The sequence below is a fragment of the Mesorhizobium shonense genome (assembly GCF_040545255.1).
In the GTDB taxonomy this organism is placed as follows: Bacteria; Pseudomonadota; Alphaproteobacteria; order Rhizobiales; family Rhizobiaceae; genus Mesorhizobium; species Mesorhizobium shonense.
The window spans coordinates 69,564-87,827 of the sequence record NZ_JBEPLM010000016.1 but is presented as its reverse complement, the minus strand read 5'-3'; the positions used below and the strand labels follow the sequence as shown (position 1 = coordinate 87,827).

The 18,264-nt window shown below is 65.5% G+C and carries 17 protein-coding genes; 5 read left to right on the top strand and 12 right to left on the bottom strand.

The window, feature by feature from the left end:
* Position 1 precedes the first annotated feature (1 nt).
* Positions 2 to 1,615: a caspase family protein gene (locus ABID26_RS29865; protein WP_126097311.1), complete on the top strand. Its 1,614-nt coding sequence runs from the start codon at positions 2 to 4 to the stop codon at positions 1,613 to 1,615.
* 22 nt (positions 1,616 to 1,637) lie between these two features.
* Here the strand turns inward: ABID26_RS29865 and ABID26_RS29860 are convergent, their stop codons facing one another.
* Positions 1,638 to 2,765 carry a hypothetical protein gene (locus tag ABID26_RS29860; protein WP_126097310.1) on the bottom strand — a complete coding sequence of 376 codons (1,128 nt, stop codon included), beginning with the start codon at positions 2,763 to 2,765 and terminating at the stop codon, positions 1,638 to 1,640.
* 301 nt (positions 2,766 to 3,066) lie between these two features.
* Between ABID26_RS29860 and ABID26_RS29855 the strand changes: the two genes are divergently transcribed.
* Positions 3,067 to 3,696 carry a TetR/AcrR family transcriptional regulator gene (locus ABID26_RS29855; protein ID WP_126097309.1) on the top strand — a complete coding sequence of 210 codons (630 nt, stop codon included), beginning with the start codon at positions 3,067 to 3,069 and terminating at the stop codon, positions 3,694 to 3,696.
* Complete coding sequence (locus tag ABID26_RS29850; protein ID WP_126097308.1) at positions 3,693 to 4,145, top strand: cupin domain-containing protein; 453 nt, start codon at positions 3,693 to 3,695, stop codon at positions 4,143 to 4,145. Before ABID26_RS29855 ends, ABID26_RS29850 begins: the two co-directional genes overlap by 4 nt.
* Positions 4,146 to 4,273: 128 nt before the next feature.
* On the opposite strand, the gene recQ is transcribed toward ABID26_RS29850, so the two are convergent.
* Positions 4,274 to 6,139, bottom strand: coding sequence for a DNA helicase RecQ (gene recQ, locus ABID26_RS29845; RefSeq protein ID WP_354417321.1), 1,866 nt, complete (start codon positions 6,137 to 6,139; stop codon positions 4,274 to 4,276).
* A gap of 165 nt (positions 6,140 to 6,304) precedes the next feature.
* Here recQ and ABID26_RS29840 point away from each other — a divergent pair, with 165 nt between their 5' ends.
* Complete coding sequence (locus ABID26_RS29840; RefSeq protein WP_292344797.1) at positions 6,305 to 6,931, top strand: LysE family translocator; 627 nt, start codon at positions 6,305 to 6,307, stop codon at positions 6,929 to 6,931.
* Between the two features lie 269 nt (positions 6,932 to 7,200).
* Here ABID26_RS29840 and ABID26_RS29835 read toward each other — a convergent pair whose 3' ends face one another.
* Genes ABID26_RS29835 through uxaC form a run of 8 tightly spaced genes read right to left on the bottom strand, consistent with a single transcriptional unit; the run spans position 7,201 to position 14,282 of the window.
* Positions 7,201 to 7,533, bottom strand: a complete 333-nt coding sequence (locus ABID26_RS29835; protein ID WP_126097306.1) for a cupin domain-containing protein — start codon at positions 7,531 to 7,533, stop codon at positions 7,201 to 7,203.
* A 29-nt stretch (positions 7,534 to 7,562) separates the two neighbouring features.
* A complete protein-coding gene (gene kduD, locus ABID26_RS29830) occupies positions 7,563 to 8,330 on the bottom strand; it encodes a 2-dehydro-3-deoxy-D-gluconate 5-dehydrogenase KduD (protein ID WP_292302403.1) in 768 nt (255 codons plus the stop codon).
* Complete coding sequence (kduI, locus tag ABID26_RS29825) at positions 8,327 to 9,178, bottom strand: 5-dehydro-4-deoxy-D-glucuronate isomerase (protein ID WP_126097304.1); 852 nt, start codon at positions 9,176 to 9,178, stop codon at positions 8,327 to 8,329. Before kduI ends, kduD begins: the two co-directional genes overlap by 4 nt.
* Positions 9,179 to 9,195: 17 nt before the next feature.
* Positions 9,196 to 9,969, bottom strand: a complete 774-nt coding sequence (locus tag ABID26_RS29820) for a FadR/GntR family transcriptional regulator (RefSeq protein ID WP_126097303.1) — start codon at positions 9,967 to 9,969, stop codon at positions 9,196 to 9,198.
* Positions 9,970 to 9,997: 28 nt separating this feature from the next.
* Positions 9,998 to 11,278: a TRAP transporter large permease gene (locus ABID26_RS29815; protein ID WP_126097302.1), complete on the bottom strand. Its 1,281-nt coding sequence runs from the start codon at positions 11,276 to 11,278 to the stop codon at positions 9,998 to 10,000.
* Between the two features lie 3 nt (positions 11,279 to 11,281).
* The gene (locus ABID26_RS29810) at positions 11,282 to 11,872 is read right to left on the bottom strand and encodes a TRAP transporter small permease (protein ID WP_245460173.1); all 591 of its coding nucleotides are present in this window, start codon (positions 11,870 to 11,872) and stop codon (positions 11,282 to 11,284) included.
* Entirely contained in the window at positions 11,869 to 12,846 is a 978-nt protein-coding gene (locus ABID26_RS29805) for a TRAP transporter substrate-binding protein (protein ID WP_126097301.1), read from the bottom strand. Before ABID26_RS29805 ends, ABID26_RS29810 begins: the two co-directional genes overlap by 4 nt.
* Before the next feature lie 32 nt (positions 12,847 to 12,878).
* Positions 12,879 to 14,282 (bottom strand): glucuronate isomerase, encoded by a 1,404-nt coding sequence (uxaC, locus tag ABID26_RS29800; RefSeq protein ID WP_126097300.1) that lies wholly within the window; start codon positions 14,280 to 14,282, stop codon positions 12,879 to 12,881.
* Between the two features lie 193 nt (positions 14,283 to 14,475).
* Here uxaC and ABID26_RS29795 point away from each other — a divergent pair, with 193 nt between their 5' ends.
* Positions 14,476 to 15,972: a mannitol dehydrogenase family protein gene (locus ABID26_RS29795; protein WP_126097299.1), complete on the top strand. Its 1,497-nt coding sequence runs from the start codon at positions 14,476 to 14,478 to the stop codon at positions 15,970 to 15,972.
* Positions 15,973 to 16,102: 130 nt separating this feature from the next.
* Here ABID26_RS29795 and ABID26_RS29790 read toward each other — a convergent pair whose 3' ends face one another.
* Positions 16,103 to 16,510 carry a F0F1 ATP synthase subunit epsilon gene (locus ABID26_RS29790; protein ID WP_126097298.1) on the bottom strand — a complete coding sequence of 136 codons (408 nt, stop codon included), beginning with the start codon at positions 16,508 to 16,510 and terminating at the stop codon, positions 16,103 to 16,105.
* A gap of 99 nt (positions 16,511 to 16,609) precedes the next feature.
* Positions 16,610 to 18,190: a F0F1 ATP synthase subunit beta gene (gene atpD, locus ABID26_RS29785; RefSeq protein ID WP_126097297.1), complete on the bottom strand. Its 1,581-nt coding sequence runs from the start codon at positions 18,188 to 18,190 to the stop codon at positions 16,610 to 16,612.
* Positions 18,191 to 18,264 lie beyond the last annotated feature (74 nt).

Here is an 18,264-nt window from a genome sequence, read left to right as displayed (position 1 = left end):
GATGAGGTTCTGGGCCGCCATTGTTGGTTTGTTTTTCCTGGCCGCAGCCGGTCTGCTGCAGGCAAGCGCCCTTGCCGCCGGCAACAATCGGGTCGCGCTGGTCATCGGCAACAGCAAGTATGTCTACGCGCCGGCTCTTGCCAATCCCGCCGGCGATGCGCGCCTGATGGCCGAAGTTTTGCGCAAGGCGGGGTTCAACGTCATCGAAGGCGTCGATCTCGACTATGCCGGAATGCGTGACCGGCTGAACAAGTTCACCGAGGCCTCGTATGACGCCGACACGGCGCTGATCTACTACGCCGGCCATGGCATGCAGGTGAACGGCAAGAATTACCTGATCCCCGTCGACGCCGAGCTTACGGCTCCGGCGCATCTCAAGACCCGCACCATCCAGATCGACGAGCTGCTTGCGGCCCTTCCGCCGGACCCGGCCGTCGGCATCGTCATTCTCGACGCCTGCCGCGACAATCCGCTGGCGAGGACGCTGGCGGCGTCATTGCCGAAGAGCCGCTCGACCACCGCGCCGGGCCTTGCGCCCATCGATGTCAGCTCAGCGGACGTCGGCAGCGGCGGCGTGCTGATCGCCTTTGCGACCGATCCCGGAGCCGTGTCCTACGACGGCAATGGCGCCAACAGTCCCTACACGGTGTCGTTGGCCAGGCATCTCGCCGAGCCGGGCGTCGAGATCCAGAGCGCGCTGACCCGGGTTCGCGGTGAAGTGACGGCCGAAACCGACGGGCGCCAGCGGCCCTGGCACAATGCCTCGCTCGGCCGGGAAGTCTTTATCGGTCCGGAGGCCCCGCCGCCGGCCGCCCCGGCTGCGCAGCCATCCGCCACGGAGACTCCGGCCGCGAGCACGGACGCGCGCGGATGGGAAATCGAGCAGCGCGTGTGGGACGAAGCCTCGAAGCGCAACACGCTCGCGCACTACGAAGCCTATCTGCAGCAATTTCCCAAGGGAGCGTTCGCCGACCTCGCCCGCCTCAACATCGATCAGCTCAAGAAATCGCCGGTCGTCGTCGGCAATACACCGCCCGTCGTCGCCGACACCGAGAGCGACGCGTCGCGGTCGGCCACGGCGGCGGAACCTCCGGCGGCGGCCGCCAACCCGGAAACCGACGTTGGGACCGAGCTGACGGAAAGTGCGATCGGCCTCGATCGCCAGGCAAAGATCGATCTGCAGGAAAGGCTGCTGGCGACCGGTTACGACCTGGACGAGGCCGACGGCGACCTCGGCATCAAGACCCGCCGCGCCATCGGCCGGTGGCAGGAAGAAAACCGGTTGCCCCCGACCACCTATCTAACCCCAAAGCAATATGCCCGCCTCAAACTCGACACGGACGACGCCCTGAAGAGCTACCGCGCCCAGCGCGCCTCGGAAGCGGAAGTAGCCAAGCAGGAAAGCGCAACCCCGCAGAAGACCGAGAAACCGCAGCCCGTCGTCCGTGCGAAGCCGAGACGTGAACGGCAGCGCGAAGCAGCCAATCCGCGACCGGCGCCGAGATCAAAGGCGACGGGACGGAAGTCCGGGTTCCGCACTTGCAGCGGCATCGACGGTACCTTTGAGGTCCCCGCGTCCCAGAGGTGCCCGTTGAGCGGCTACGCGCATTATTGAATGGAGGGCGGCCCGCGCGGACCTATCCCAGCGTCGCTAGACGTTCGATGAAACGGCCCTTGCCGGCATGGCGCTCCCGGATCGATTGAAGCCGGAGGCGGAATTCCTCGACACTGTCCTGTTTTTCTGCGAGCGCCAGGAGATCGGAAAGAAGGGCTGCTGCCTTGTCATATCCGGCGGGATTGCGTCGCCCGATTTCATCCTCGACGTCGCTCCAGACGCTTTCGCCCCGGCGGCGAATGACCTCAAGCCGCACCTCGCGTGCCTTCTCGGCCAACTCCGCCTCCAGTCGCCGCTGCGCTTCCGCGTGTTCCGCCTCGGCGCGCTCGCGGGCAAGGCGGATCTCACGGGCGCGGGTCAGCAGATCGGCAGCCGTGCGTAGTGCGCCAGGCGAGGTTGCCGTCTGGAGTTCCGAGCGCGCCCGCACCCAGGCTCGCAACTCTGCCGGCACATGCGGCTCGCCATTGAAAATCCGCACGAGCAGGCTGGTTTTCTCCGCATCGCTCATCGCAGCGACTATTCGCCCGGCCATCTCCGGCAGCAACCCGTCTGGGGCCGAGCTTTGCTCCGCCGCTGCCCGGAGGAGATCCCGGTCGATGCAGAAGAATTCGGCGAAGGCTTCGAGCGCGTCGGTCAACGGTCCTAATCCAGGCGTCGGCTCCGGTTCGTCCGGCTCGACCGCTTCGATTTCGACGTCCATGAGCCAAATCAGGTAAAACAGCCTGAGGTCGCCCGCGAGCACGTCGGCCCGAAGCGGCGACAGGATCGCCAGCCAACTCTCGCCGTCATCCCAGTCCCCGGGCTCCAACTCGTCGCGCCAGATGCTCAAGATGACATTCTCGCCGGCGATCCTGAACATGGAATGTTCGTCGTTCCTGAGGAAGGTGCCAAGACGATCCCGGTCGACCAGCCGGGTCGGCAGCCTCATCATCAGGCGGCGTGAGCCCCAATTCGCCAGGTAGAGGTGAAGATCGAACCAGCGCTCCATGAGTTCGTTCGGATCGCCCTTGAAGTCACCCCACTCGTAGGAATTGGTGAAGCTGGTGGCCGTGATCCGCGCCCTTGACGACAGATCGCGCAGAGCCCGGCGATCCGCGTCGCTGAGTGGTCGATCGATCGCCTGGAATTCGTAATACTGATATTCGCTCATCGCCGCCCGGATCGGATGCAGGAGGCACCGGTTTCACGGATTCGCAGGGCTTCTGCAAGGCTTACATCCGGATCTCGGACAGGAACCTGGGGCTTCAAGAAGGCCTCGGCGTGCGCCGCTATCGCGCTCAACAATATCTTGCCAAACTCCCTGAGCTTGGAGTCGCCGACGCGAACGCACCAAGGTCGCGCGGCGGCAGAAGCGTCGCTCTTCAATTTCGATTGACGACACCAAAAGTGACACCAATTGACAGTCGCCGATTTTAATGACACAGATAGTGTCACCAATTAGGAGCAACCGCGTGTCGCAAGTCCGCACCTACAACAGCCCCATGCGCGAAGAGAAAGCGCGTGAAACGCATGAAGCGATTCTTTGCGCCCTGTTTGAGCTCATGGATTCGGCCAGCGCCGCGGACGAGATCAGCATGGAGGCGATCGCTCGGAAGGCAGGGGTGCAACGGCGGACCGTGTTCCGCCACTTCGCCACCAAGGACGACCTTCTGGCTGCCTTCTGGCCCTGGCTGAATGCCCGGATAGGAGCCTCTACGACCCCGAGGACCCCCAAGGATATCGTCGACGGCCCCCGGCAGGCCTTCCCCCGGTTCGATATGCACGACGCAGCGATTCGCTCGTCGCTCCATTCGCGGACTGGCCGTGAGATGCGCATGGGCACCGTGGCAGGCCGCCGCGCCAATTTCAGGCGGGCGCTGGCTCCCGCCATTTCCTCTCTTCAGCCCGCCGAAGCCGAGAAGGTCGAGGCGCTGGCTCATCTGCTCTTCTCGGCCTCCGCATGGGAGATCCTGAAGGACTATGGCGGTCTCACCGGCGCCCAGGCCGGCGAGACCGCATCCTGGGCACTCGAGGTGATCCTGTCCGCGGTCACCCCGGGTCATTCACCGGCGGAAGTTACAAACCAAAGAGACAAGCAATGAACTTCAACGTCACCACTCCCGAGGCCGCCCAGACGCTCTGGGTCGTCGCCGACCGCATCCGCCTGCTCGGCGGCATCGCCGATTCCAGCCTTGAACTTATCGAGGTCGAGGTTCCGCCAGGTTCCGGCACTCCGCCGCACAGCCACGCTTCGCCCGAGTTGTTCTATGTGCTGGAAGGCGCGCTCACCGTCCGTCACTTTGGCGCGGGCGGCCCGCCCGAAGTGACCGTCGCGGGTGCCGGTACTTCGGTGCGCATCGGCCCGAGGGCCCCGCACAATTACTCTAACGACAGCGGCCGGCCGGTGCGGATGCTGGTGCTCGTCGAGCCGTCCATGATCGCTTTCTTCCGCGACATCGGCACCGTCGAGCAGCAGGCGCAGCCCGACTTTGCCCGGATTGGCGCCGCCATGCAGCGCCACGGTATCGAGGCGCTGCTGGTGGCGGCCTGAACTGCCACGCGACGACGGCGCTGACCGATGCAACAGGATGCCGCCGGCAGGGAGAGCAAAGTGCTTCCTTGTTGGCGGCAACGCGCTCACGTGCGGGGCTGCACCTCCTCCGTCGCGGATCGAAAGCGCTAGGCTCCGGCCTCATACGCGGCAATCGCGCTCAAGAAAATCTCGCCGAACTCCCTGAGCTTGGCCTCGCCGACGCCGTTCACTTCTGCAAAGGCATCGAGGTCGCGCGGGCGGCGCTCGGCCATGTCGATCAGCGTGCGGTCGGAGAAGACGACATAGGCCGGCACCTGGCGTTCTTTCGCCAGGCGCAGCCGCAGCGCCTTGAGCGCGGCGAGCAGCGCGGCGTCCAAGTCTTCCGTTCCCGCCGCCGCCGCACCCTGGGCTGAACGCGCCTTGTTGCGCAGGGAACGGTGCCGCGTCTCGACACGGTACTCGAAGGCAGTCTCGCCGCGGCCGAGCGCACGGCCGCTTTCGGAAATGGCAAGGCCGCCATAGCCGTCCGGGTCCGGCATCAGGAACCCACCCGCGACGAGCTGGCGGATCAGCGACAGCCAGGCAGGTCTCTTGTGCGCCGCGCCGGTGCCGAAGCTGGCAAGGTTTTGATGGCCTCTGGCCAGCACCTTCTCGGTCTCGTGGCCGAGAAGCACGTCGATGACATGGGCGGCGCCGAACCGTTCGCCGGTCTGCGCGATGACCGAAAGGATGATGCGCGCCTCGGCGCTGCCGTCCGCGCGCGGCGTCTGGTTGCGGCAATTGTCGCAATTGCCGCAGGGCGAAGCGCTTTCGCCGAAATAGCTGAGCAGCACCTGGCGGCGGCACTGCGCCGTCTCGCAATAGCCGATCAAGGTGTCCAGCCGGCCGTGCGAGCGCCGCTTGTGCTCGGGCGAGGCATCTTCGTCGTCGATGAACAGGCGGCGCGTGCGGATATCGCCGAGGCCGTACAGCATATGCGCCTCGGCCGACCGCCCGTCGCGGCCGGCGCGGCCGATCTCCTGGTAGTAGGCATCGAGGCTCGCCGGAAGGTCGGTGTGGAAGACATAGGCGACGTCCGGCTTGTCGATGCCCATGCCGAAGGCGATCGTCGCCACCATGACGACGCCGGACAAGGTCATGAAGGCGTTCTGATTGGCCTCCCGCGCATCCTTGCTCATGCCGGCATGATAGGCGAGCGCGGTGATGCCGTTCTGCTCGAGGAAGGCGGCCATTGCCTCCGTCTTCCGGCGCGACAGGCAGTAGACGATGCCGCTCTGCCCCTTATGGCGCTCGACGAAGCGCAGCAGCTGGCGCTTGCTGTCCTGCTTCGGCTCGATGGCAAGGCTGATGTTCGGCCTGTCGAAGCCCAGCACCAGCGTGTCGACGCGATCGGCAAACAGCCGCGCCGAGATGTCCGTGCGCGTCGTCTCGTCCGCGGTCGCCGTCAGCGCGATGATCGGCGCCTTCGGAAAGATGTCGCGCAGCCGCGCAAGGTCCTCATATTCGCGCCGGAAGGCCGGCCCCCATTGCGAGATGCAATGCGCCTCGTCGACGGCGATCAGGCGGATGTCGAGCCTGGCGAGCGCGTCGAGCATCCGCTCGGTCATCAGCCGCTCCGGTGCGAGATAAAGCAGACGGGTCTGGCCCGACGCGACGCGGCGCCATGCCGCGACATTGGCATCGCGGTCGAGCGAGGAGTTGATCGTGTCGGCGGCGACGCCGGCGAGCCGCAGCGCCGCGACCTGGTCCTGCATCAGCGCCACCAGCGGCGAGACGACGATGGTGAGCCCGCCAAGGACCAGCGCCGGAACCTGGTAGCAGAGCGACTTGCCGGCGCCCGTCGGCATGACCGCCAGCACGTGGCGTCCGCAGAGCAGCGCTTCCATCACGTCGGCCTGGCCGGGGCGAAAATCGTCGAAGCCGAAAACGTCCTTCAGCACGGTCCGTTTCGGATCGCGTCCCTCGGCAAAGAGACCTGCCGTCGATGTCCGCCCCGCCATCGATGCCTGCATTGAGTGTGATTCCCGGATTCGGCTGAGGCAACCTTCTTAAGGAGAAGATCGCCCAAATGCTATCCGAACCCGTGCCACGCGTCGTTTTGCGGGCGCATCGATACCGCATTGCCTTTGCGCGCAAAGGATGGCTTGCTGTCCCGGCCTGCAGCGGAGGAACCGGCAATGATCGACCTGGCCACATTGACGACCTATGTCGCGATCGTGCTCGGCTTCGTCTTCATCCCGGGGCCTGCCACGTTGCTCACCGTGGCTCGGGCAACGAGCTCGGGAACCAAGGTCGGCATCGCCACGGGCGCCGGCGTCGCGGCGGGCGACGTCGTCCACACCGTCATGGCGATCTTCGGCATCTCGGCCATCATCGCCGCTTCCGCGATGCTATTCGGCATCATCAAATATCTCGGCGCGGCCTATCTCGTTTATCTCGGCATCCGCGCCATCCTCGAGAAGGCGCCGGCCGATCTCGCCGGCAGCGCCTTGCCCATACCGGCGGGCAAGGCGTTCCGCCAAGCCATATTGACCGAGGTGCTGAACCCGAAGACGGCGCTGTTCTTCCTCGCTTTCCTGCCGCAGTTCGTGCGGCCTGAAAATGGATCGGTCGTGCTTCAGCTGATGATCCTTGGCGCCGTCTTTGTCCTTCTCGGTCTCCTCAGCACGGTGGTCTTCGCCGTCTCCGCCGGAGGTCTGGGCTCGTTCCTGCGCCGCAACCCGGCCGTGTTGAAATGGCAGGGCAAGGTGGTCGGCGGCATCTATTGCGCGCTGGGCCTGCGACTGGCGCTGCAGCAGCGCTAAAGCATGTCTCCCGAGAGTGGGACCGGTTTCGGGACAAAGACATGCTCAAATCAAGAGTTTAAAGCTCATGGAGCGAATCCGAAGGATCGCGACGCGCTTTAAACAGCCGCTGCTGTCATTTTGCCGGCCGCGTTAAACCTATCTTCACCATATTGCGGCACCGTAATCATCCTGCGGCGATGTTTGAGTACCGCGGCGGCGCCACGGGCGCCCCAGGCAACAAACCCGCGCCCTTCAAGGCGCGGGTTTTCCTTGGCGAAGCGGCCTTCTCAGGCGAGGAAGTCTGCCCGGTAAGGCGCAAAACTGTCGACCAGCCGCCCCGCTTCCAGCGCCGTGACGCCGTGCACCAGGTTGGACGGCACGATGAAGCTGCTTCCCGCTTCCAGGATCTCCGACCGGCCGTCGACGGTGACTTCGAAGCGGCCTTCGGCGACGTAGCTTGCCTGCACATGCGGATGCGAATGAAACGCGCCGACGCCGCCCTTGTCGAAGGCGAACTCGACCATCATCAGTTCGTCCGTGTGCACCAGCACGCGTCGCCGGTTGCCATCCGGCGTCGGCGTCCAGGTTTTCTCGTCCGCATGGGAGAAAATGTCGGTCATTGCAGGCTTCCGTTCGCAAATTGAAATGGTCAGCGCGCCAGCCAGCCGCCGTCGACCGGCATCACCGCGCCATGCATGTAGTCCGACGCCGGCGCGAGCAGGAACACGGCCGCGTCGCCGATGTCCTCGGGCTGGCCCCAGCGCGCCGCGGGAATGCGCCCGAGGATGGCGGCACTTCGGTCGGGATCGGCGCGCAAGGCCTCGGTGTTGTTGGTCTCGATATAACCCGGCGCGATGCCGTTGACGTTGACGCCCTTCGGCGCCCATTCGCAGGCGAGCAGCCGGGTGAGGCCGAGCACGCCATGTTTCGAGGCCGTGTAGGAGGCGACGCGGATGCCGCCCTGGAAGCTAAGCACCGAGGCGATGTTGACGATCTTGCCGCGCCGCCCGGGCTCCGCCAGCACGCGCCTGGCAAAACTCTGGCAGAGCCGAAACACCGTCTTCAGATTGATGTCCATCACCTCGTCCCAGTCGGCGTCGGTCAGGTCGACTGCATCGGCGCGCCGGATGATGCCGGCATTGTTGACCAACCCATCGAGTGGTCCGCTCTCGTCCCAGATCCGGTCGAGCGTGGCGGCCGCCTTGGCCGGGTCGCCGAGATCGGCGGCCACCGCTTCGAAACGTCCCCCTACGGCTGCGACTTTCTCCGCCGTCTCATCCATCGCCGAGCGGCCGACGCCGACGACGGCGCCGCCGGCGCGCGCCACCGACACGGCGATGCCCTGGCCGATGCCGGTGTTGGCGCCGGTGACGAGGATGCGCCTGCCGGCGAGGCTGAAAGCCGAAAGATCGCTCACCTGAGCTGGTCCAGCGTAACCGGATCGACGTCGGTATAGTCGACATTGTCGCCGGCCATGGCCCAGATGAAGGCATAGTTCGAGGTGCCGGCGCCCGAGTGGATCGACCAGCCCGGCGACAGCACCGCCTCCTCGTTGCGCATGACGATGTGGCGCGTCTCGTCCGGCTCGCCCATGAAATGGAAGACGCGCGCGTCCTCGGCCAGGTCGAAATAGAGATAGGCTTCCATGCGCCTATCATGCACATGGCAAGGCATGGTGTTCCAGACCGATCCGGGCGCGAGTTGGGTCATGCCGACGACGAGCTGGCAGGTCTTCACGCCGTCGGCATGGATGAACTGGAAGATCGAGCGCTCGTTGCTGGTCGCCTGGCTGCCGAGGTCGAGCCGCCTGGCGTCGCCGATGCGGATCAGCTGGCTTGGATAGACCTGATGCGCCGGCGCGCTCAGCAGATAGAACTTGGCCGGCTTCTCCGGATCGGCCGAAGCGAACGACACCTGCTCAGTGCCCATGCCGAGATAGACCATGTCGCGCGCCGCCATCTCATAAGGCGGGCCATCCGCCGTCACGGTGCCGGCGCCGCCGATGTTGACTGCGATCAGCTCGCGGCGGTCGAGGAATGCCTTTGTGCCGGTCGGCTTGATCGCTTCCAGCGGCAGGACCTTATCGACCGGCATGGCGCCGCCGACGATCATGCGGTCATAATGCGTGTAGGTCAGGCTGACGAGACCGGGCTGGAAAAGCCCCTCGATGTGAAAATTGTGCCGCAGCTCGTCGGTTCCCATCGCCGCCGCGGCAATGGGGTCGATGGCGAAGCGCGCGGAGAATTCGGTGTGTTTCTGGTCCATCTATCCTGCTCGAATGATCATCCGGTCGATGCCGCCGCCACCGACTTCGCGTAATAGGCCTGCCGCGCCTGCAGGCGCTCGCGGTAGCGCTGCTGGCTGGCGGTGAGATGCGCCCGCATCGCCTCGCGCGCGGCGTTCGCATCGCCCGCCGAGATCGCGTTGAGGATCACCAGATGCTCGCGCTGCAGGCCGCGCTGGTAGTCGTCGGACTGGACGAGCTCCGTCGACCAGGGCGAGGTGACGTCGCAAGGGATGGCGCGGCGGCCGAGCACGTCGAGCATCTCGACATAGAACGGATTGTTGGTGGCGCTGGCGATCGCCCGATGGAAGGCGAGGTCGGCCGGGCCGGTCGGTTGGCTGTCGAGCAGCAGCCGCTCGAACTCGAAGAAGGCCTCCTGGATCGCCGCCTCCTGCGCCGCGTTGCGGCGGATGGCGGCAAGGCCGGCCGATTCGATCTCGATCGCCAGCCGCACCTCGAGCACGTTGAGCGCGATCGAATCCTTGGCCCCCATATCGGCGGCCAGAACGCCGAGCGTGGTGGAGATGTGCTCGGTGACGAAGACGCCGGCGCCCTGCCGCGCCTCGACAAGGCCGTCGGCGGCGAGCTTGGCCAGCGCCTCGCGGATAACGGTGCGGCTGACGCCGAAGGTCTCCGTCAGCTGGCCCTCGGTCGGCAGCTTGTGGCCAGGCGGCATCTCGCCCGCCAGGAGCTGCTTGCGGATCGCCGCGACCACCGTTTCCGACAGTTTCGGCTTCCGTTCGACCCTGAGATCCGTTGTGCTATCGGCCACCTCGATCACTCCTAATGGAAAAGGCCCCTTAGTGGAAAAGATTGGGCAGCCACAATGATATCGCCGGCACATAGGTGACAAGCATCAACACCGCGAAGGCCGCGCCGTAGAAGGGCCAGATCGACCGCATCGCCGTCCAGATCGGAATGCGGCCTATGGCGCAGCTGACGAAGAGCACGGCTCCGACCGGCGGCGTGCAGAGCCCGATGCCGAGATTGAGGATGAGGATGACGCCGAAATGCACCGGATCGACGCCGTAAGCCATGACCACCGGCAGGAAGATCGGCGTGGTGATGATGATCAGCGGCGACATGTCCATGAAGGTGCCGAGGATCAAAAGCACGACGTTGATCAACAGCAGGATGACCAGCTTGTCGCTGGAGATCTCCTGCAGGAAGGCGACCAGCGCCGCCGGCACGCGCAGATAGGCGAGCAGCCAGCCGAAGGCGGCGGCGCAGCCGATGATCATCAAGACCATCGCCGTCGTGCGCACCGCCGCGGTGGTGGCGGCGACGAAGTCGCTCCAGCTCATCGAGCGGTAGATGATGAGCGTCACCAGGAAGGCATAGACGATGGCGATGCAGGAGCTTTCGGTCGCCGTGAAAATGCCGGATCGGACGCCGCCGAAGATGATGCCGATCAGGATGAGGCCCGGAATGGCGCCGAAGAGCAGCTGGAGCGCCCGGCCGAAACCGGCGAAAGGCTCGGTCGGATAGCCGCGCCGGCTTGCGACCAGATAGGCCGTGATCATCAGCGACAGCGCCAGAAGCAGGCCCGGTATGACGCCAGCGGTGAACAGATCGGCGATCGAGATGCGGCCGCCGGCCGAGATGGAGTAGATGATCATGTTGTGCGACGGCGGGATCAGCAAGGCAATGATGGCGCCGACGGAGGTGATGTTGACGGCATAGTCGATGCCGTAGCCGCGCGCTTTCATCTGCGGGATCATCAGCCCGCCGACGGCCGATGCGTCGGCCACCGCCGAGCCGGAGATGCCGCCGAACATCGTCGAGGCGGCGATGTTGACTTGGCCCAAGCCGCCGCGCAGATGCCCGACAACCGAGCCGGCCAGCGCCACCAGGCGAGCGGCGATGCCGCCGCGCACCATCAGGTCGCCGGCGAAGATGAAGAACGGAATGGCCATCAACGAAAAGACGCTGACGCCGGAGTTCAATCGCTGGAAAACCACCACCGGCGGCAGGCCGAGCACGATGATCGTCGCGAAGCTCGCCACTCCGAGGCAGAACGCGATCGGCGTGCCGATGATCAGCAGGAAGACGAAGGTGCCGAAAAGCACGGTCAAGGCCATGGCTCACATCTCCTCGCCGGTGGCATGGATGTCGACATCGACGGGCAGCCCGGCGAAGCGCCCCGCCAGCCGCTCGAGCGAGAACAGGCAGACCAGCGCGCCTCCGAAAATCACCGGCAGGAAGCCGACGCCTCCAGGCAGGGCGAGCGACGGCATGACCGTGCCCCAGGTCAGCCTGGCAAGCTGGATGCCGTAGACGATCATGCCGCCGCCGAACGCCAGCACGACGATGTCGGAGATGGTGCGCAGCACCGCCTTTGCCGAAGCCGGCAGGAAATAGAGCAGCACGTCGAAACCGAGATGCGTGCGTTCGCGCACGCCGACCGCAGCCCCGAGAAAGATGAACCAGCCCATCAGCAGCACCGAGGAGGCCTCGGTCCAGCTTGGCGAGCGGTTGAGCACATAGCGCGAGAAGACCTGCCAGGTGATGATGATCGTCATCAAGGTCAGCCCGGCGCCGCTGATCCACAGCGCCAGCGTTGCCAAGCCCGACAGCAATCGCTCGGCACGCAGCCAGAATGCCGTGCCGCCTGGTCGCGCCAACGGCGGCGCGGAAGCATCCGCGCCGCTGGGCCTATCGTCGGTGCTGGTCATTTCGCCGCCTGGATGCGGGCGGCCAGATCTTTCAGCTCCGGCGTCGAAAGGTACTTGTCATAGACCGGCTTCATGGCGTCGATCAGCGGCTGCTTGTCGATCTCGCTGACCTTGACGCCGGCCTTCTCGACGATGTCGCGCGACTTCTTTTCCTGCGCGTCCCACAGCTCGCGCATCTTGACGACGCTGTCCTTGGCCGCCTGCCTGACGATCGTCTGGTCTTCCGGCGACAGCTTGTCCCAGCTCGCCTTCGACATCACCAGCACTTCCGGCACGATCTGGTGCTGATCCAGCGTGTAATGCTTGGCGACCTCGTAGTGCTTGGCGGATTCGAAGCTCGGCCAGTTGTTCTCCGCGCCGTCGATGACGCCAGTCTGCAGGGCGGAATAGACCTCGCCATAGGCCATCGGCGTGGCGTTGGCGCCGAGCGCGTTGACCATGTCGACGAACACGTCCGACTGGATGACGCGGAACTTCATGCCCTTCAGGTCGGCGATCGAGGCGATGTCCTTTTTTGTGTTGTAGAAGGAGCGTGCGCCGGAATCGTAGAAGGCGAGGCCGACGAGGTCATGCGCCTCGAAAGCCTTCAGGATCTGGTCGCCGACCGGCCCGTCCATGACGTGGCGCATATGCTCGACCGAGCGGAACATGTAGGGCAGCGACGGCACCGCGGTTTCCGGAACGATGCCGTTGAACGGCCCCATCGACACGCGGTCGAGGTCGATGACGCCCGATTGTGTCTGCTCGATCGTGTCCTTCTCCTCGCCGAGCTGTGCCGAGTGGTAGACTTCGATCGAATAGCGGCCGTTGGTCCGCTGCTTGATCAGCTCGCCCATATATTTGACCGCCTCGACGGTCGGATAGCCGTCCGGATGCGTGTCCGACGACCGCAGCACCGTCTCGGCGTTGGCGATGCCGATCAGCAGCGAGCCGAAGGCCAATGTGGCCGCCGTCAATTTCGAAAAATGCGACATGACTTCCTCCCTTTGAAACCCTGGCGGCCGGCTCAGAGCCGGTACGCCTTCTTGGCAAGCGTGTAGGCAAGCTCGCGCGCCAGCTCATGCGCCTCCTCCTCGCGCAACCGATGCTCGGCGACCAGCCGCGCCAGGAAGGCGCAGTCGACGCGGCGGGCGACGTCGTGGCGCGCCGGTATCGACGGAAAGGCGCGCGTGTCGTCGTTGAAGCCGACGGTGTTGTAGAAGCCCGCCGTCTCGGTGGTCATCTCGCGGAAGCGGCGCATGCCTTCCGGGCTGTCGTGGAACCACCAGGCCGGCCCGAGCTTCAGCGCCGGATAGACGCCGGCGAGCGGCGCCAGCTCGCGCGCATAGCTCGTCTCGTCCAGGGTGAACAGAATGATCGTCAGGTCGCGCTCCAGCCCGACGCAATCGAGCAGCGGCTTCAGCGCCGCCACATAGTCGGTCCTCGTCGGGATATCGAAGCCCTTGTCGCGGCCGAATTCCTGGAAAACAGCCGGCGAATGATTGCGCCATGATCCGGGATGGATCTGCAGCACCAGGCCATCGTCACGGCTCATCTTGGCCATTTCGGTCAGCATCTGGGCGCGGAACAGTTTTCGCTCGCGCTCATCTTCCGAGCCGCGGCGGATTCGGTTGAACAGCTGCTGCGCCGCGGCGTCGGAGAGATTGGCGGTCTCGGCCGTCGGATGGCCGTGATCCGACGAGGTGGCGCCGAACTCCCTGAAATGGGCGCGGCGCCGGCGGTGCGCGTCGAGATAGCCGGCCCATGTGGCGGTATCGCAGCCGGTGATCTCGCCGAGCCGATCGAGATTGGCCAAAAACCCTTCGAAGTCGGGATCGACCACGGCGTCCGGCCGGTAGGCGGTGACGACGCGGCCCTTCCAGCCGCTGTCGCGGATCATCCGGTGCCATTTGAGGTCGTCGAGCGCGCCTTCGGTCGTCGCGATGACCTCGATGTTGAAGCGCTCGAACAGCGCCCGCGGCCGATAGTCGTCTTGGCTGAGCAGCGCCGCGATCGTCTCATAGTGGCGGTCGGCGGTGCTTGCGCTAAGCGGCTCGTCGATGCCGAACAGATGCTCGAACACATGGTCGAGCCAGAGCCGGGTCGGCGTGCCGCGGAACAGATAATAATGCTCCGCGAAGCGCCGCCAGATCACCCGACCGTCGGTTTCGACCTGGGAGCCGTCGAGCCTCGGCACGCCGAGCTCTTCCAGCCGCACGCCCTGGCTGAACAGCATGCGGAAAATGTAATGGTCCGGCACGATCAGCAATTGCGCCGGGTCGGGAAACGGCTCGTTGAGCGCATACCAGCGCGGATCCGTATGACCGTGCGGACTGACGATCGGCAGGTCCTTCACCGCGGCATAAAGGGCGCGAGCCAGCGTCCGCGTTTCCGGCGCGAACAGCAGGTCCGGATCGCTCAGTGCTGCCACTCGGCTCCTCCCAGGCTGGCTTATTGGTAGATCGGCCGGAGATAATGTCAACATACAAAAATCATCAGGTTATATGATGACTTTTGCATAAGCAGCTGCCATTGTACGGGGCGGCGGCGAGTGCTACGCCGCAGCCGTCGCCATTGCTGCCGTGCGAGCGGCTCGACGCGCCGACCGGAGACCTCAAGCACCAATGAACAGCCGTCTTTCCAACGCCACGATCGCCGAACTGCCCGGCGCAATTGCCATACCGCGCTACGATCGCGGCGCCGTGACACCCGGTATCGTCCATCTCGGCGTCGGCGCTTTCCACCGCGCTCACCAGGCGGCTTATGTCGACGCCTGCCTGGCGGATGGCGAGGCGGATTGGGGCATCGTCGGCGTCTCGCTACGCAGCCCCGACACGCGCGATGCGCTGTCGCCGCAGGACGGGCTCTACACGCTGGCGGTGCGGGACAGTGCCGGCGAAAAGCTGCAGGTCGTCGGCTCGATCCTGTCGCTGCTGGTGGCGCCGGAGGACCCTGGCGCGGTGCTTGCCGCGCTGACCGACCCGCGCATCCGCATCGTCACGCTGACCATCACCGAAAAGGCATATCTTCGAGCCGCCGATGGCGCTCTGGACGAAGCCCATCCCGACATCGTCCATGATCTGGCGAATCCCGGATCGCCAAAGACGGCGCATGGTTTCTTGGCCGAGGCGCTCGCGCGCCGCCGCGCCGCCGGCACGCCCCCCTTCACCGTGCTCTGCTGTGACAATCTTCCGGCCAACGGCGCCACGCTGCACCGGCTGCTGGTCGAGTTTGCGAAGCTGCGCGACGCCCGTGCCAGCGCCGGCCATCGGCCGTTAGCCGGCTATGTCGCCGACGAAGTGGCCTTTCCGTCGAGCATGGTCGACCGCATCGTGCCGGCGACCACCGACGCCGACCGCGCCCGCATCGCCGGCGAACTCGGCCTCGAGGATGCCTGGCCGGTGATGACCGAGCCGTTCCGCCAATGGGTGATCGAGGATCGTTTCCCAGCCGGACGGCCGGCCTGGGAGAGATTCGGCGTCACCATGGTCGAGGACGTCGGCCCCTTCGAGGATATGAAGCTCAGGCTGCTCAACGGCGCCCATTCGGGCATAGCCTATCTTGGGCTGCTGAGCGGCCATGCCACCGTCGATCGCGCGTTTGCCGATCCGGCGATCCGTCAATTCGTCGATGCGTTGTGGGCCGAAGCCATCCCGACCTTGCCGGACGACGCCGGGCTCGACACGACTGCCTACACGGCCGAGCTCGCCGCGCGCTTTTCCAACACGGCGCTGGCCCACCGCACGGCGCAGATCGCCAATGACGGCAGCCAGAAGCTGCCGCAGCGCATCGTCGCTTCAGCGCTTGCCAGGTTGGAAGCGAAATTGCTTCCCGAGCACCTTTCCCTGGTTGTCGCCGCATGGATCGTCGCATGCGCCGAGCGCGGCAAGACCTTGCCGGAAGGGCATTTCACCGACCCGCTCGACTACGCTCTCAAAGATCTTTTCGCTCGGCATCTACCGACGGCGGAGATGACGACGGCCGTGTTCGATCTCACGGGCTTTGCCAAGGGCCATCCCGAGCGTCAGACATTGATAGAGTTCGTTGCCACCCACCTCGTGCATTTCAAGCAGGATGGTCCGGCACTGGCACTCGCCGCGCTCGGCATTGGCGACCGTTGATTCGGCCTGCCGGGTGAACGGCATATCTTCGCTGGACATCGACCACCTTGCTGACAAGCAGGCGGACTGTCCATCAAACAAAAAAAGCGGGGCAAGCCCCGCCTTTTCAATCCATTGTTAGGAGACGTCGTCAGGCCGGCAGCAACGCGCCTTCCAGCGTGGTGAGCTGGCTGAGGAACTGCTCGGCCTTGGCGCGGCTCTCGTCGTCCTTGGCGTCGGCGGCGTCTTCCCTGGCCTCCTGGATGCGGCGGGTAATGTCGGCGCGGTCGATGTCGTTCACATGCGTCGCCGATTCGGCGAGCAGCGTGCAGCCGGAGGGCAGGATGTCGGCGAAGCCGCCGAACACGACATAGCGGTCTTCCTTGCCGGACGCGGCCTTCACGGTGACGACGCCCGGCTTGATCGTGGTCATGACCGGCGCGTGCTGCGCCAGGACGGTCATCTCACCTTCGGCGCCCGGGATGACGACGAACTCGACCTGCTCGGAAACGAGCAGTCGCTCCGGCGAGACCAGTTCGAACTTGAAAGCTTCAGCCATGCCAATCTAGCGAGTAGGGAATAGCGAGTAGCGAGTAGAGAAGAAACTCGGCCGGCCCACTGATCCCTATTCGCTACTCCCTATTCGCTATTCGCTTCTTTACGCCGCTTCAGCCGCCAGGCGCTGCGCCTTCTCGACCGCTTCCTCGATGCCGCCGACCATGTAGAAGGCGGCTTCCGGCAGGTGGTCGTAGTCGCCGGCGCAGAGGCCCTTGAAGCCCTTGATGGTGTCGGCGAGGTCGACCAGCTTGCCCGGCGAGCCGGTGAACACTTCGGCGACGAAGAACGGCTGCGACAGGAAGCGCTCGATCTTGCGGGCGCGGGCCACCGTCTGCTTGTCCTCTTCCGACAGCTCGTCCATGCCCAGGATGGCGATGATGTCCTGCAGCGACTTGTAGCGCTGCAGGATCGACTGCACCTGGCGCGCGACCTGGTAGTGTTCCTCGCCGACGACCATCGGGTCGAGCATGCGGGAAGTCGAGTCCAGCGGATCGACGGCCGGGTAGATGCCCTTTTCCGAGATGGCGCGGTTGAGCACGGTCGTGGCGTCGAGGTGGGCGAACGAGGTCGCCGGCGCCGGGTCGGTCAAGTCGTCGGCCGGCACGTAGATGGCCTGCACCGAGGTGATCGAGCCCTTGGTCGTCGTCGTGATGCGCTCCTGCAGGGCGCCCATGTCGGTGGCCAGCGTCGGCTGGTAACCCACGGCCGAGGGAATGCGGCCGAGCAGCGCCGACACTTCCGAGCCCGCCTGCGTGAAGCGGAAGATGTTGTCGACGAAGAACAGCACGTCCTGGCCCTGGTCGCGGAAATACTCGGCGACCGTCAGACCGGTGAGGCCGACGCGGGCGCGCGCGCCCGGCGGCTCGTTCATCTGGCCGTAGACCAGCGCTGCCTTCGAGCCCTGGCCGCCGCCCTTCTTGTTGACGCCCGATTCGATGAACTCGTGATAGAGGTCGTTGCCTTCGCGGGTACGCTCGCCGACGCCGGCGAACACCGAGAAGCCGCCGTGGGCCTTGGCGACGTTGTTGATCAGCTCCTGGATCAGCACGGTCTTGCCGACGCCGGCGCCGCCGAATAGGCCGATCTTGCCGCCGCGGGCGTAAGGGGCGAGCAGGTCGAGAACCTTGATGCCGGTGACCAGGATCTGCGCTTCCGTCGACTGGTCGACATAGGCCGGAGCCGGCTGGTGGATGGCGCGCAGTTCGACGGCGTCGACCGGGCCGGCTTCGTCGACCGGCTCGCCGATGACGTTGATGATGCGGCCGAGCATGCCCGGGCCGACCGGAACCGAGATCGGCCCGCCGGTGTCGAAGACGTCCTGGCCGCGGACCAGGCCTTCGGTCGAGTCCATGGCGATGCAGCGCACGGTGTTCTCGCCGAGATGCTGAGCGACCTCGAGCACCAGGCGGTTGCCGACATTGTTGGTTTCCAGCGCGTTCAGAATGGCCGGCAGATGGTCTTCGAACTGCACGTCGACGACGGCGCCGATGACCTGGCGGACCTTGCCGGCAGCGCCGACCCTTTTCGCCGCAACGCTCGCCGCCTTGGCGGGGGCCGCTGCCTTGGCCGGAGCGGCCGCCTTCTTGGCCGGAGCGGCCTTCGCGGCTGCTGCCGGAGCCTTTGCCGCCTTGGGGGCCGGTGCCGCCTTGGCGGCGGTCTTCGGGGTAGCTGCTTTCGCCATCGTCTTTGCCCTTTTTCGTCTATCCGTTGTTCACGCCGTCCGCAGCGAGGTCGATGGACCTCGCCGGCAGGGCG